This window comes from Pantoea sp. X-Soil-OKNW-556 (assembly GCF_059730695.1).
This window is the reverse complement of sequence record NZ_AP035990.1, coordinates 540,780-553,388: the sequence shown is the minus strand read 5'-3', so window position 1 is coordinate 553,388 and position 12,609 is coordinate 540,780. Positions and strand designations below refer to the sequence as shown.

Below are 12,609 nucleotides of genomic sequence, written 5' to 3'. Positions count from 1 at the left end.
GGGATTGAGTAAAAGTACCCATGAAGATTCCTTACATTCCTGAAGATGCACCGTTTAACGGTGATCAGAAATACTGGCTGGCGGGTTTTCTCGCTGGTCTCCACTCACGCCTGTTGGTGTTAGAAGATAAGCAGCAGGCCGCCCCTGCGGCCGGTGCTGCAACGACAACCCAACTGCATATCCTGTTCGGTTCACAGACGGGCAACGCGGAAGCATTGGCCCAGACCGCAGCGAAAGCCGCGCGAGCCAAAGGCCTGGTGCCTGTGGTGCAGGCGTTGGGTGAGGTGGATATCGATCTCTTCGCCACCATGCGTCATGTGCTGATCGTCACCTCTACCTACGGTGAAGGTGAAATGCCGGACAACGCTCAGCTGTTCTGGCAGGCCATTTCTGCCAGCACCGCGCCACGTCTGGAGCAGATGCACTTCGCCGTACTGGCGATCGGTGACACCGGCTATGACGGTTTCTGCCAGGCCGGTAAATTCATCGATATGCGCCTCGAACAGTTGGGTGCGAAGCGTGTGGTTGATCGTATTGACTGCGATATCGATTACGAAGAGCCATCCAGTACATGGATCGGTGGAGCCATGCCGCAGTTTGCCGCCAGCGCGGGCAGCAGCGGTACGGTGCTGGAAAGCGCACCGGAAGCACCGGTCATTCCGGGCAGCAACAAACAGAATCCTTATGCTGCGGCATTGGTGACCAACAAACGTCTTTCTGGCGAGCAGTCCGGCAAAGATATCCGTCACTTCGAGTTTGACCTGACGGACAGCGGGCTAAAGTACGAAGCAGGCGACGCACTGGGCGTAATCCCAGTGAATGACCCTGCGCTGGTGACGCTGCTGCTGACCCAGTTGAATGCAGACTATGAAACCCCAGTGCCGGGCTTCGAGCGTAACCTTGGCGATTTGCTGACTTACCAGTTTGAAATCTCTGAGCCGTCGCGCAAACTGATTGAGTGGGTCGGCCAGAACACCACTAACCAGGAATTGCGCCACGTCCTGCAACACGACGACAAAGATACCCTCGGCGTGTGGCTGTGGGGCAAAGATACGCTGGACCTGCTGCAACTGGAGTTGACGCGCAGCCTGTCGGTGCCGGAATTTGTCGCGATGCTGCGCCCGCTGCAACACCGTGCTTACTCCATCTCCTCCAGCTCGAAAGCCCATCCGAATCAGGTGCATCTGACCATCGCTTCAGTGCGTTACCACAGTGATGGCCGCGCTCGTAACGGTGTCTGCTCTACCTATCTGGCTGAGCGTGTACGTCGCGGCGAAAAACCGGCAATCTTTATTTCGCCCAACAAAGCGTTCCGCGTCCCTGCCAACAATAAGGCACCGCTGATCATGGTGGGTCCGGGTACCGGTATTGCACCGTTCCGTGCCTTCTTGCAGGAGCGCCAGGCCACCGGTGCCGAAGGCAAAAACTGGTTGTTCTTTGGTGACCAGCATCAGGAACACGATTACATCTACCAGGATGAGCTGAACGAGTGGCAACAAAGCGGTCTGCTGACTCACCTTGATCTGGCGTTCTCACGCGATCAGGAAGAGAAGATTTACGTGCAGAACCGTATGCTGGAGAAAGGTGCTGAGCTTTATGCCTGGTTGCAGGACGGTGCTTACTTCTACGTGTGTGGTGATGCATCACGCATGGCGAAAGATGTCGATGCGGCGCTGTATGAAGTGGTACGCCAGTTTGGCGGCCTGTCCAGCGAACGTGCGGCAGCTTATGTCGATCAGTTGAAGAAAGATAAACGCTATCTGCGTGACGTCTACTAAGACGCAGGCATAAAAAAACGGGCCATCTGGCCCGTTTTTTATTTCACCACGCGCAGTGAAGGTCGACCACCACGCGGCGGCGGCTCATCATCTGGCGGAGTTTCATCGTCAGTCGAATCATCAGGACGATCGCCATCAATCACCGACATCATGGTTTCTTCCTGACCTTCCAGTTCATCCTGCGCAGCCAGTTCATAGGCCGGTTCCGGTTCGAACATGGTGCCAGCGCCGTTTTCACGGGCGTAGATAGCCAGAATCGCCGCCATCGGTACTGAGACCTGACGCGGCACGCCACCGAAGCGGGCGTTGAACTGGACATGATCGTTGCCCAGCTCCAGGTTACCTACCGCACGCGGAGCGATGTTCAGCACAATCTGACCATCACGCGCGTACTCCAGCGGCACCTGCACGCCAGGCAAATTAATATCGACCACCAAATGCGGCGTTAACTGGTTATCAAGCAACCAGTCATAGAACGCACGCAGCAGGTAGGGACGACGGGCCGTTAGTTGCGACATTTCCATAGATTAGCCCCGGGCTTGAAGGCGCATTTCACGTTCTGCTTCGGTCAGTGAAGCGAGGAAAGAGTCACGTTCAAATACGCGGGTCATGTAGCCTTTCAGCTCTTTAGAACCTGCGCCAGCCAGCTCAACACCCATAGACGGCAAACGCCACAGCAGCGGCGCCAGATAGCAATCAACCAGGCTGAACTCTTCGCTCATAAAGAACGGCGTACGTGAGAACAGCGGTGCAATCGCCAGCAGCTCTTCACGCAGTTGTTTACGCGCGGCATCGGCTTCTGCACCGGTGCGGGTTTCAATGATGCGCATCAGGCTGTACCAATCCTGCTCAATGCGGTGCATCATCAGGCGGCTTTCACCACGGGCAACCGGATAGACAGGCATCAGCGGCGGATGCGGGAAACGCTCATCAAGGTATTCCATGATGATGCGAGATTCATACAGCGTCAGTTCACGATCTACCAGCGTTGGTACTGTGCGGTACGGGTTGAGGTCAATCAGATCCTGCGGCAGGTTATCCGTTTCAACCTGCTCGATCTCCACGCTGACGCCCTTCTCAGCCAGTACAATGCGTACCTGATGGCTGAAAATGTCAGTCGGACCAGAAAACAGCGTCATTACCGAACGTTTGTTGGCAGCGACAGCCATGAAAACCTCCAAGTTTGTTCACAAAAAAATACTGCGAATAGCCAACCACACGGCGACTCACCTGCTTATCAGATTCGCACACAGCCAGCGTTTGCGGCATTTTTCGCCCATCCTGGCGGAAAAAACATCCACAACGCTCCGGCTCGCGGGCGCAAAGTGACAGTCAGTTTACCAGATTTTAAGCAGCTTGTGGGGCGTGGAAAGTGATTTGCAGGCAAAATGCGGGCAAAGCTCGCGTTTTTGTGGCGGCAATTCCTGTCCGGAAAAAGCAAAAAACCCGCCGAAGCGGGTTTTTTGTGCCAACTGACACTGCCGAAGCAGCAACAATTAACGTTTGGAGAACTGCGGACGACGGCGTGCTTTACGCAGACCGACTTTCTTACGTTCAACCTGACGCGCATCACGGGTAACGAAGCCCGCTTTACGCAGTTCAGAACGCAGAGACTCGTCGTACTCCATCAGAGCGCGGGTGATACCGTGACGGATCGCACCTGCCTGACCAGAGATACCACCACCTTTAACGGTGATGTACAGGTCCAGTTTACCAACCAGATCAACCAGCTCCAGCGGCTGACGCACGACCATGCGTGCAGTCTCGCGACCGAAGTACTGCTCCAGAGAGCGCTGGTTAATTACGATGTTACCGCTACCCGGCTTGATAAAGACGCGAGCGGATGAGCTTTTGCGGCGACCAGTGCCGTAGTTTTGAGTTTCAGCCATTGCCTGTAATCCCGATTAAATGTCAAGAACTTGCGGTTGCTGCGCCGCATGGTTGTGCTCGTTGCCTGCGTAAACTTTCAGTTTACGGTACATAGCACGACCCAGCGGGCCTTTCGGCAGCATGCCTTTAACCGCGATTTCAATCACACGCTCAGGACGGCGGGCAATCATCTCTTCGAAGGTCGCCTGCTTGATACCACCGATGTGACCAGTGTGGTGATAGTAAATCTTGTCGTTACGCTTGTTGCCAGTTACAGCAACTTTTTCTGCGTTCAGAACGATGATGTAATCACCGGTATCAACGTGCGGAGTGTATTCCGCTTTGTGCTTACCACGCAGACGGCGCGCCAGTTCAGTCGCCAGGCGACCCAAGGTTTTGCCAGTTGCGTCAACAACATACCAGTCACGTTGGACGGTTTCTGGTTTAGCTGTAAAAGTTTTCATTGAAAAGCTTACCCAAATAAAGTTACACGTTGGTGAAATCCCAAACGCCAAGTTAACGATTGAGGCTCACACGACCATTTCGCCCAGCAAGCCCACCCCCTCAGGTAGAGTTACCGGATCACAAAGGTTCCTGGGAAGAAAAACCTTTGCCGTAACGTGGGGTCGCAAGATTATAGAGAAGTCGACCACAAAGATCGAACCTTTTTACGCCCCACGTCAGGTTTTTTGCGTTGCATCAGGGTAAATGCGGCAGGCGCAGGTATTCTTCGCTCTGCATCTCCTGCAAACGCGACAGGCAGCGTTGATATTCAAACTTCAAACGCGTGCCCTGATAAATCTCAAACAACGAGGTTTCAGCCGCCACTACCAGTTTCACATGACGTTCGTAGAACTCATCCACCAGCGCGAGGAAGCGGCGTGCCTGGTCTTCCGTCTTGTAAATCATCACCGGCACATCATACAGCAAAACGCTGTGGAAGCGGCGCGACAACTCAATATAGTCATGCTGGCTGCGTCCTTCGCCACAGAGCGTCAGGAAATCAATCGCCAGCACGCCATCCTGTACCCCCAGCGTCGGCATCTGACGATGGTTAATCTCCAGCACTGGCGCGTCACTGCGCGGTTTACCCGACAGGGCACGGAACATGCGCTCCATTTCCGCATGAGTCTCGTCGTTGAGCGGGAAGCTCCACAAATGCGCCGACGTCAGGGTACGCAGACGATAATCGATTCCCGCATCAACGTTCATCACGTCACAATGACGCTTAATTTGCTCAATCGCCGGCAGAAAGCGCGCACGTTGCAAACCGTTGCGGTAGAGATCATCGGGTGGGATGTTCGAGGTAGCGACCAGCGCAATACCCCGTTCAAACAGCGCTTCCATCAAGGTGCCGAGCAGCATGGCGTCGGTGATATCGGAAACAAAAAATTCGTCAAAGCACAGAATGTCGGTTTCAGCCTTGAAGCGATCGGCAACAATCAACAGCGGGTCACTGTGCCCCTGCAATTGCGTCAATTCTTCATGGACACGCAGCATGAAACGGTGAAAGTGCAGGCGTAATTTGCGATCGCCAGGAATAGACTGAAAAAACAGGTCCATGACCCAGGTTTTGCCGCGTCCTACCCCGCCCCACATATACAGGCCGCGCACCGGCGCTTCTTTACTGCTTTTTTCTTTATTCATCAGCTTAGAAAGACGACCAAACAAGCCTTTACTGGCTGGTGGCGTGGTTTGCTGGCGCGCGACCAATCCTTGCTGAATGGCATCTAAGCGGGTAATAGCTTCCCGTTGTACGTCATCCGGGCGAAATTCACCCTGTGACAGCGCTTGCTCATAGCGTGCAAGCGGAGATGAGGTTTGCATGGTTCTCTCAGAGTCCCTGAAAAAGTCCGATTCACAAGTCGGTTGTCGAAAATTAGGCCGCTCTACACTAAGCGATGCCGCTCCAGAGTTCCACTTCCAATCGATTAACGGGTATAGTGGCTGTTATTGAAGTTGAAGCAGAAGCAATGCCCTACGAAGCAACGGAAATTACACGGGAGTCATTATGACCTGGGAATACGGGCTGATTGGTTTAGTGATTGGCATTATTGTCGGCGCAGTCGCAATGCGTTTTGGCAACAAGAAACTGCGCGAACAGCGCACCATGCAGTACGAACTGGAAAAATCCAAAGCAGAGCTGGCGGATTATCGTGAAGAGCTGACCAACCATTTTGCACGCAGTGCAGAATTGCTGGATAACATGGCGCGTGATTACCGCCAGCTGTATCAGCATATGGCGAAAGGTTCTAACGACCTGTTGCCAAATCTGCCGGGCGAGAAAAACCCGTTTGCTTACCAGCTAACGGAAGCCGAAGCGGATAACGATCAGGCACCGGTGCAGATCCCGCGTGATTACTCCGAAGGCGCATCCGGCCTGTTACGTGGCGGCGATCGCGCACCGCGTAATTAATCTTTTGGGGCACAGCAACGCTGTGCCCTTTTTGTTTGTCGAACCCTTACCCCAAACAACTGTCACACTTTTTTAATCCCCTTTTCGCAGCGAGAGCGTTGTAGCAATGAAAAAACAAGCACGACTGTTAAGCGCATTAGCCTTGAGCATTGGGATGAGTCTGGCCGCCACCCCGGCTGCACTGGCGACTCTCCCGGCGCAAATCCAGGGACAGCCACTGCCGAGCCTGGCACCGATGCTGGAAAAAGTGTTGCCTGCCGTGGTCAGCGTCCACGTAGAGGGCACCGAAACCGCGGCTCAGGGTCAGGATTTACCTGAACCGCTGAAACGCTTCTTTGGCCAGATGCCGGGACAAAATCAACCACAGCCTTTTGAAGGCCTGGGTTCGGGTGTCATTATCGACGCCGCGAAAGGCTATATCCTGACCAATAACCATGTCGTCAACGGCGCAGACAAAATCAGCGTTCAACTCAGCGACGGCAGCGAATATGACGCCAAACTGATCGGCCATGACGAGCAGACGGATATTGCGTTGATTCAGGTACAGGGCGCGAAAAACCTGACGCAGGTAAAAATCGCCGATTCCGACACCCTGAAAGTCGGTGATTTCGCGGTCGCCATTGGTAACCCGTTTGGCCTTGGTCAAACCGCCACCTCGGGCATTATCTCAGCGTTGGGCCGTAGCGGCCTGAATCTGGAAGGGTTGGAAAACTTTATTCAGACCGATGCCGCGATTAACCGGGGCAACTCCGGTGGTGCGTTGGTTAACCTGAATGGCGAGCTGATCGGTATCAACACCGCGATTCTGGCCTCCAGCGGCGGCAATATCGGTATCGGCTTTGCCATTCCCAGCAATATGGCGATGAACCTGGCTCAGCAGCTGATTCAGTTTGGCGAAGTCAAACGTGGACAGTTGGGCATTAAAGGTACGGAAATGACCGCCGATATGGCGAAAGCCTTCAATGTCGATGCACAACGCGGCGCATTCGTTTCCGAAGTGCTGCCAAAGTCAGCGGCGGAGAAAGCCGGGATCAAGGCGGGCGATATTATCACCTCCGTGAACGACAAACCGATTACCAGCTTTGCCGAATTGCGGGTAAAAATCGGCACCACACCACCGGGTCAGCAAGTCAAACTGGGGCTGCTGCGTGACGGTAAGCCAATCAGTGTCAACGTCACGCTGGATCAGAGCGCGCAAACCACCGCCAGCGCTCAGCTACTCTCCCCGGCCCTCCAGGGCGCCACCCTCAGTGATGGCACCACCAAGACCGGTGATAAAGGCGTGAAAGTCGACACCATCGAAAAAGGCACACCAGCGGAACAGGTTGGTCTGCAAAAAGATGATGTGATCGTTGGCGTGAACCGTAACCGGGTGGAGAGCCTGGCGGAAATGCGCAAAGTGCTGGAGACAAAACCACCTGTGCTGGCGTTGAATGTAGTGCGCGGCGACGAAAGTATCTACCTGCTATTGCGATAATCATCTCAACAGACGGACAAGCAGGTGTTTGTCCGTCTTTCTCATGTTATTCTGCCCTGCGATCTTATCTGGCTTAAACTAACACCATGTTTCTTAAACTTTTGCGTTCTGTGGTGATGGGCCTGATCGTTGCGGGCATTTTACTGGCAGCGATCCCTACACTCCGCATGGGCACCAGTGCCCTGATTGAACATGACAGCAGCAATGATGAAGCACCCTTCAGCTTTAACCAGGGTGTGCGTCGTGCTGTGCCTGCGGTGGTCAACGTCTATAACCGTAGCGCGCATGGCAACAACAATCGCGGTATCACCACGCTGGGTTCCGGCGTGATCATGAACGGAAAAGGCTACATTCTTACCAACAAACACGTCATCAATAACGCTGACCAGATTATCGTCGCGTTACAGGATGGCCGTTTCTTTGAAGCGACGCTGGTCGGTTCCGATGCCATGACCGACCTGGCAGTGCTGAAAATCAGTGCCACCAATCTGCCGGTGATCCCGATTAACGCTAAACGCGTGCCCCACATTGGCGACGTGGTGATGGCTATCGGCAACCCTTACAACCTCGGACAGACCGTGACGCAGGGTATCATTAGCGCCACCGGTCGCGTCGGCCTCAGTTCTTCCGGCCGTCAGAACTTCCTGCAAACCGATGCCTCGATCAACCAGGGCAACTCAGGTGGCGCACTGATCAACTCGCTGGGCGAACTGATGGGGATCAACACCCTGACGTTTGATAAAAGCAACGATGGCGAGACGCCGGAAGGGATTGGTTTTGCCATTCCGACGGCACTGGCGACTAAAATCATGGATAAACTGATTCGTGATGGCCGGGTGATCCGTGGATATATCGGCATTACCGGACGTGAACTGCCGCCGTTACATGGTCAGGGCAGCAGCCTGGATCGCGTGCAGGGCATTATTGTCAGCGAAGTGACGCCGGGTGGTCCTGCTGATCGGGCCGGGATTCAGGCTAACGATGTCCTGCTTAGCGTCAATGGTAAACCGGCGGTTTCCGCGCAGGAAACCATGGACCAGGTAGCGGAGATTCGCCCCGGATCCGTGATTGATGTGCAGGTGCTGCGCAACGAGCAGAAGATGAGTCTGCCGGTGACTATCGAGGAATTCCCGCAAAGCGGTAATTGATGGTTGTAGCGGTGCGATTTATCGCGCGCTTATTTCGGCGTTGCGCACGACATTGCGCGATAAATCCCGCCGCTACGGATCGTCTACTAGCAGCGGTCGACCGGGAAAGCGATCACTTCGCTCAACGAGTTGGCTTTCAGCGCCAGCATAATCAAACGGTCCACGCCCAACGCCACGCCTGAACAGGCCGGCATCCCGTGCTTCAACGCATCCAGCAGGTTGGTATCGATCGGATGCTGTGGCAGTCCACGCGCCGCGCGACGGCGGTTATCCTGCTCAAAACGCTGACGTTGTTCACGGCTGTCGGTTAACTCACGGAAACCGTTCGCCAACTCGACCCCTTTGTAATACACCTCAAAACGCTCCGCGACGCGGTGATCTTCGGTACTGATCTCTGCCAGTGCCGCCTGGCTGGCCGGGAAGTGATAAACGAAGGTTGGCTTATCGATGCCAATCTTAGGTTCAACACCCAGCATAAACAGCAGTTGCAATAAGGTGTCACGATCGTCTTCATCACGCGCCAGCTCGCCATCGCCCAGCTTCTCCGCCGCTTCGCGCAGTTGCGCTTTATCAGCAGATAACGGGTCCAGCTCCAGATGACGAATAAATGCCTGCTGGTACGAGAGGGACTCCGCGCTATCGCACTCCAGCACTTGTTGCAGCAGATCATCAACCTCATTCATCAGCCGGTACATATCATAATGGGGACGATACCACTCCAGCATGGTGAATTCAGGGTTGTGATGGCGTCCGGCTTCCTCATTGCGGAAGCTCCGGCCCAGCTGATAAATCGGACCACTGCCCGCAGCCAGCAGGCGTTTCATATGGTATTCCGGGCTGGTCATCAGCCAGAGATCGCGACCTTCGCTGGCACCTGGGCCAACAAAACGCGTCTGGAAAGGTACCAGATGGATGTCAGTGATGGTCGCCTGGCTCATCGCCGGGGTATCGACCTCCAGCACGCCGCGATCGGCAAAGAAACGTCTGATTTCCGCCATGATAGCGGCACGTTTCAACAAATTGGCAATGGGTGCGCTCGGCTGCCAGCTTGCCGTTTCGCTCATGTTGATGACTCCTTATACAGATAAGGGGTGGAAGTCTACCCGTATTGGCGATGACAGACAACGCCGCCACGCTTACACCCTCAATATCACCATAGGGTCAGGCGGTTTAACAGCAGCAACGACAGGAGGAGGGAATGTTTGGGATAAAGTCGGGATATAAGAAAAGCCGGTACGAAACACGTTCCGCACCGGTCACACATTACTGCGCGCTGCGTTGAATCGCCTTGCCACCTGCTTCTACATCTTCCCCTACACCACGGGTGGTGTTGCAGGCAGAAAGCAGAGAGGAAAGCACCAGTACGGAGAAAATCGCGACAATACTTTTCTTTAACATAACAATATCCTTTTTGGTTGCAGTAAAAGTACAGCTTTTAAAGCATAGTCCCTAAACGCAACGCTGCGGTGTCAGGCACAGAAAAAGGAGATGTGTAGGCGCTTACTTGGCCGCTCGTGAAATTGCGCCACCCAAATGGGAGACATCTTCGCCGAAGCCGTGGAAGGTGTTGCAGGCACTCAATGCCGAGGAGACCAGCAACGCAAAGGCGACGAATTTTGCCAGCTTTTTCATTATTCTGAACTCACTTAGAAAAAAGGCGCATCGAAGGATGCGCCTGATTTGACGATTATTTTACGCGAGAAACGTATTCGCCAGAGCGGGTATCCACTTTTACCACTTCGCCAATCTGCACGAACAACGGCACTTTAACTACGGCGCCAGTTGCCAGCGTAGCCGGCTTACCACCCGTACCTGCGGTATCACCCTTCAGGCCTGGATCGGTTTCGATAACTTCAGCTTCGATGAAGTTCGGCGGCTGAACAGCAATGGCTTTGTTGTTCCACAGGGTAACGATACAATCGGCGTTATCCTGCAACCACTTCTGTACGTCGTCCAGCACCTTAGCTTCAACCTGATACTGCTCGAAGCTTTCCGGGTGCATGAAGTAGAAGAAGTCACCGTCGTTGTATGAGTATTGCAGGGTCATATCAACCACGTCTGCGCCTTCGGCAGAGTCAGTTGATTTGAAGGTTTTCTCAACGCGAGAACCGGTCAGCAGACGACGCATTTTTACGCGTGCAAACGCCTGGCCTTTACCCGGCTTAACGAATTCACTTGATTCGATGGCATACGGTTCGCCTTCGAACATGATTTTAAGACCGGAACGAAAATCGTTGCTAAGATAAGTCGCCATAAAGGCCCTCTGTAAATATTGAACTGGTAATAGCCAAAAAAATGGCACACATTGTAACCCTAAATCCCCCTTCCAGAGAAGATTGGTTGCAGCAACTTGCTGATGTTGTCACCGATCCCGCTGAATTACTGCAACTTTTAGCTCTCGAGCACCATGCCGAATTGGCTGAAGGCACTGAAGCAAGGCGACTTTTTGCCCTGCGCGTGCCGCGAGCGTTCATTCAGCGCATGAAAATCGGCGATGCGCAGGACCCGCTACTGTTGCAAGTGTTAACCAGCCGTCAGGAATTCAATGATGCGCCCGGTTACAGCACCGACCCGCTGGATGAACAAAGCAGCGTGGTGCCGGGTTTACTGCATAAGTATAGAAACCGCGCGCTGTTGTTGGTAAAAGGCGGCTGTGCCGTCAATTGCCGCTACTGCTTCCGTCGTCACTTCCCTTATCAGGACAATCAGGGCAATAAGCGTAACTGGCAGGCCGCCATTGACTACATTGCCGATCACCCCGAACTGGACGAGATCATTTTCTCCGGTGGTGATCCGCTGATGGCGAAAGATCATGAGCTGGCATGGTTGATTGCAGCGCTGGAGAGAATCCCGCATCTGAAACGTCTACGCATTCACAGTCGTCTGCCAGTCGTGATTCCGGCCCGCATCACCGAGGGATTGTGCCAGCTACTGGCGAATACCCGTTTGCAGGTGCTGCTGGTGAGCCATATTAACCATGCGCAGGAGATCGATGAGGAATTGCGCTACGGTATGCAAATGCTGAAGCGAGCGGGTGTCACGCTGCTGAACCAGAGCGTTCTGCTGCGCGGCGTTAACGATAATGCGGAACAGTTGGCCGATCTCAGCAACGCGCTCTTTGATGCTGGCATTCTGCCTTATTACCTGCACGTACTGGATAAGGTGCAAGGCGCAGCGCACTTCTTTGTCCCGGACGATGAAGCGCGTGCGCTGGTGCGCGAATTGCTGACGATGGTGTCGGGATATATGGTGCCGAAGCTGGCACGAGAAATCGGCGGAGAACCGAGTAAAACACCACTCGATTTGCAGTTACGACAGGAATAGCAAATAACCAACCGTAGCGGCGCGATTTATCGCACAATCTCGTGCGCTTTGCCGGAAAAAACCTGCGCGATAAATCGCGCCGCTACGGGATACTATGCCATTACGGGCACTTGTAAACCTGGCCGGTCATTTTGCTGTCGAGCGGGGCAAACGCAGACAGCAGGTTCTGCGTCGGGCTGGTCGCGCCATAAATGGTGTTGCCGCCCATTTCTGCCGCACGGTTGCGCAGATCGTTGGCCGCGCCGCGCAGTGAACTGCCTTCACCACCGGAACCACTCAACCAGTTACTCTGTGAACCGGTGACATTTCCCAGAAGCTGACATTCGCTGCCCGGTTGCTGATCGACGAAAGTTACGCGCTCGCCGCCAGCACTCAGTTGATTTGAGCTGCTGCAACCCGCCAGCAGCAAGCTACCGACTGCCAGTCCGAGCAAGAGGTTAATCCGCATTGTATTCCCCATTTATTATCATCAGTGTCGGGCGGCAGCGTAGCAGAAAAGCGCATATTTTTTCTGAACATTCATTGCCCTAACCCGCGAAGCCGAAGTATTGCGCCCTTACTTATACCCTTTCGCCAGCAAAAGAAAAACCCCTGACC

At 54.1% G+C, this 12,609-nt stretch carries 16 protein-coding genes; 5 read left to right on the top strand and 11 right to left on the bottom strand.

Annotated features, from left to right (window positions below):
- Positions 1 to 20 precede the first annotated feature (20 nt).
- A complete protein-coding gene (locus AC6I8T_RS02445) occupies positions 21 to 1,778 on the top strand; it encodes a sulfite reductase subunit alpha (protein WP_208724687.1) in 1,758 nt (585 codons plus the stop codon).
- Positions 1,779 to 1,816: 38 nt separating this feature from the next.
- On the opposite strand, the gene sspB is transcribed toward AC6I8T_RS02445, so the two are convergent.
- The 6 genes from sspB to zapE form a co-directional block, all read right to left on the bottom strand.
- A complete protein-coding gene (gene sspB / locus AC6I8T_RS02440; protein ID WP_013507647.1) occupies positions 1,817 to 2,302 on the bottom strand; it encodes a ClpXP protease specificity-enhancing factor in 486 nt (161 codons plus the stop codon).
- 3 nt (positions 2,303 to 2,305) lie between these two features.
- A complete protein-coding gene (sspA, locus tag AC6I8T_RS02435; RefSeq protein ID WP_021184232.1) occupies positions 2,306 to 2,947 on the bottom strand; it encodes a stringent starvation protein SspA in 642 nt (213 codons plus the stop codon).
- Positions 2,948 to 3,115: 168 nt separating this feature from the next.
- Entirely contained in the window at positions 3,116 to 3,250 is a 135-nt protein-coding gene (locus AC6I8T_RS02430; protein WP_021184231.1) for a hypothetical protein, read from the bottom strand.
- Between the two features lie 24 nt (positions 3,251 to 3,274).
- Positions 3,275 to 3,667, bottom strand: a complete 393-nt coding sequence (gene rpsI, locus AC6I8T_RS02425) for a 30S ribosomal protein S9 (RefSeq protein ID WP_013507645.1) — start codon at positions 3,665 to 3,667, stop codon at positions 3,275 to 3,277.
- A 15-nt stretch (positions 3,668 to 3,682) separates the two neighbouring features.
- Positions 3,683 to 4,111, bottom strand: a complete 429-nt coding sequence (gene rplM, locus AC6I8T_RS02420; protein WP_013507644.1) for a 50S ribosomal protein L13 — start codon at positions 4,109 to 4,111, stop codon at positions 3,683 to 3,685.
- Between the two features lie 235 nt (positions 4,112 to 4,346).
- A complete protein-coding gene (zapE, locus tag AC6I8T_RS02415) occupies positions 4,347 to 5,474 on the bottom strand; it encodes a cell division protein ZapE (RefSeq protein ID WP_021184230.1) in 1,128 nt (375 codons plus the stop codon).
- Between the two features lie 184 nt (positions 5,475 to 5,658).
- Between zapE and zapG the strand changes: the two genes are divergently transcribed.
- The 3 genes from zapG (at position 5,659) to degS (ending at position 8,688) form a co-directional block, all read left to right on the top strand.
- On the top strand, positions 5,659 to 6,063 hold the full coding sequence (gene zapG / locus AC6I8T_RS02410; protein ID WP_021184229.1) for a Z-ring associated protein ZapG: 405 nt from the start codon (positions 5,659 to 5,661) through the stop codon (positions 6,061 to 6,063).
- Positions 6,064 to 6,169: 106 nt separating this feature from the next.
- Positions 6,170 to 7,540: a serine endoprotease DegQ gene (degQ, locus tag AC6I8T_RS02405; protein ID WP_036626367.1), complete on the top strand. Its 1,371-nt coding sequence runs from the start codon at positions 6,170 to 6,172 to the stop codon at positions 7,538 to 7,540.
- 86 nt (positions 7,541 to 7,626) lie between these two features.
- Positions 7,627 to 8,688 carry an outer membrane-stress sensor serine endopeptidase DegS gene (gene degS, locus AC6I8T_RS02400; protein ID WP_021184227.1) on the top strand — a complete coding sequence of 354 codons (1,062 nt, stop codon included), beginning with the start codon at positions 7,627 to 7,629 and terminating at the stop codon, positions 8,686 to 8,688.
- Between the two features lie 86 nt (positions 8,689 to 8,774).
- Here the strand turns inward: degS and epmA are convergent, their stop codons facing one another.
- The 4 genes from epmA to efp all read right to left on the bottom strand — a co-directional run bounded on the left by epmA (position 8,775) and on the right by efp (position 10,942).
- A complete protein-coding gene (gene epmA, locus AC6I8T_RS02395; protein ID WP_021184226.1) occupies positions 8,775 to 9,752 on the bottom strand; it encodes an elongation factor P--(R)-beta-lysine ligase in 978 nt (325 codons plus the stop codon).
- A 199-nt stretch (positions 9,753 to 9,951) separates the two neighbouring features.
- Entirely contained in the window at positions 9,952 to 10,086 is a 135-nt protein-coding gene (locus AC6I8T_RS02390; RefSeq protein ID WP_208724684.1) for an entericidin A/B family lipoprotein, read from the bottom strand.
- 102 nt (positions 10,087 to 10,188) lie between these two features.
- Positions 10,189 to 10,320 carry an entericidin A/B family lipoprotein gene (locus tag AC6I8T_RS02385; RefSeq protein ID WP_013507637.1) on the bottom strand — a complete coding sequence of 44 codons (132 nt, stop codon included), beginning with the start codon at positions 10,318 to 10,320 and terminating at the stop codon, positions 10,189 to 10,191.
- A 55-nt stretch (positions 10,321 to 10,375) separates the two neighbouring features.
- Positions 10,376 to 10,942, bottom strand: a complete 567-nt coding sequence (gene efp / locus AC6I8T_RS02380; RefSeq protein WP_021184224.1) for an elongation factor P — start codon at positions 10,940 to 10,942, stop codon at positions 10,376 to 10,378.
- A gap of 41 nt (positions 10,943 to 10,983) precedes the next feature.
- Here efp and epmB point away from each other — a divergent pair, with 41 nt between their 5' ends.
- Entirely contained in the window at positions 10,984 to 12,012 is a 1,029-nt protein-coding gene (gene epmB, locus AC6I8T_RS02375) for an EF-P beta-lysylation protein EpmB (RefSeq protein ID WP_021184223.1), read from the top strand.
- Positions 12,013 to 12,112: 100 nt separating this feature from the next.
- On the opposite strand, the gene AC6I8T_RS02370 is transcribed toward epmB, so the two are convergent.
- Positions 12,113 to 12,460, bottom strand: a complete 348-nt coding sequence (locus tag AC6I8T_RS02370) for a DUF4156 domain-containing protein (RefSeq protein ID WP_021184222.1) — start codon at positions 12,458 to 12,460, stop codon at positions 12,113 to 12,115.
- Positions 12,461 to 12,609 lie beyond the last annotated feature (149 nt).

Excerpts from the sequence above, each read along its gene's own strand:
- AC6I8T_RS02385 (WP_013507637.1), bottom strand. The coding sequence starts at position 10,320 with ATGAAAAAGCTGGCAAAATTCGTCGCCTTTGCGTTGCTGGTCTCCTCG.
- sspB (WP_013507647.1), bottom strand. The coding sequence starts at position 2,302 with ATGGAAATGTCGCAACTAACGGCCCGTCGTCCCTACCTGCTGCGTGCG.
- degQ (WP_036626367.1), top strand. The coding sequence starts at position 6,170 with ATGAAAAAACAAGCACGACTGTTAAGCGCATTAGCCTTGAGCATTGGG.
- efp (WP_021184224.1), bottom strand. The coding sequence starts at position 10,942 with ATGGCGACTTATCTTAGCAACGATTTTCGTTCCGGTCTTAAAATCATG.
- zapG (WP_021184229.1), top strand. The coding sequence starts at position 5,659 with ATGACCTGGGAATACGGGCTGATTGGTTTAGTGATTGGCATTATTGTC.
- AC6I8T_RS02445 (WP_208724687.1), top strand. The coding sequence starts at position 21 with ATGAAGATTCCTTACATTCCTGAAGATGCACCGTTTAACGGTGATCAG.
- sspA (WP_021184232.1), bottom strand. The coding sequence starts at position 2,947 with ATGGCTGTCGCTGCCAACAAACGTTCGGTAATGACGCTGTTTTCTGGT.
- zapE (WP_021184230.1), bottom strand. The coding sequence starts at position 5,474 with ATGCAAACCTCATCTCCGCTTGCACGCTATGAGCAAGCGCTGTCACAG.
- AC6I8T_RS02390 (WP_208724684.1), bottom strand. The coding sequence starts at position 10,086 with ATGTTAAAGAAAAGTATTGTCGCGATTTTCTCCGTACTGGTGCTTTCC.
- degS (WP_021184227.1), top strand. The coding sequence starts at position 7,627 with ATGTTTCTTAAACTTTTGCGTTCTGTGGTGATGGGCCTGATCGTTGCG.
- rplM (WP_013507644.1), bottom strand. The coding sequence starts at position 4,111 with ATGAAAACTTTTACAGCTAAACCAGAAACCGTCCAACGTGACTGGTAT.
- AC6I8T_RS02370 (WP_021184222.1), bottom strand. The coding sequence starts at position 12,460 with ATGCGGATTAACCTCTTGCTCGGACTGGCAGTCGGTAGCTTGCTGCTG.
- epmB (WP_021184223.1), top strand. The coding sequence starts at position 10,984 with ATGGCACACATTGTAACCCTAAATCCCCCTTCCAGAGAAGATTGGTTG.
- epmA (WP_021184226.1), bottom strand. The coding sequence starts at position 9,752 with ATGAGCGAAACGGCAAGCTGGCAGCCGAGCGCACCCATTGCCAATTTG.
- rpsI (WP_013507645.1), bottom strand. The coding sequence starts at position 3,667 with ATGGCTGAAACTCAAAACTACGGCACTGGTCGCCGCAAAAGCTCATCC.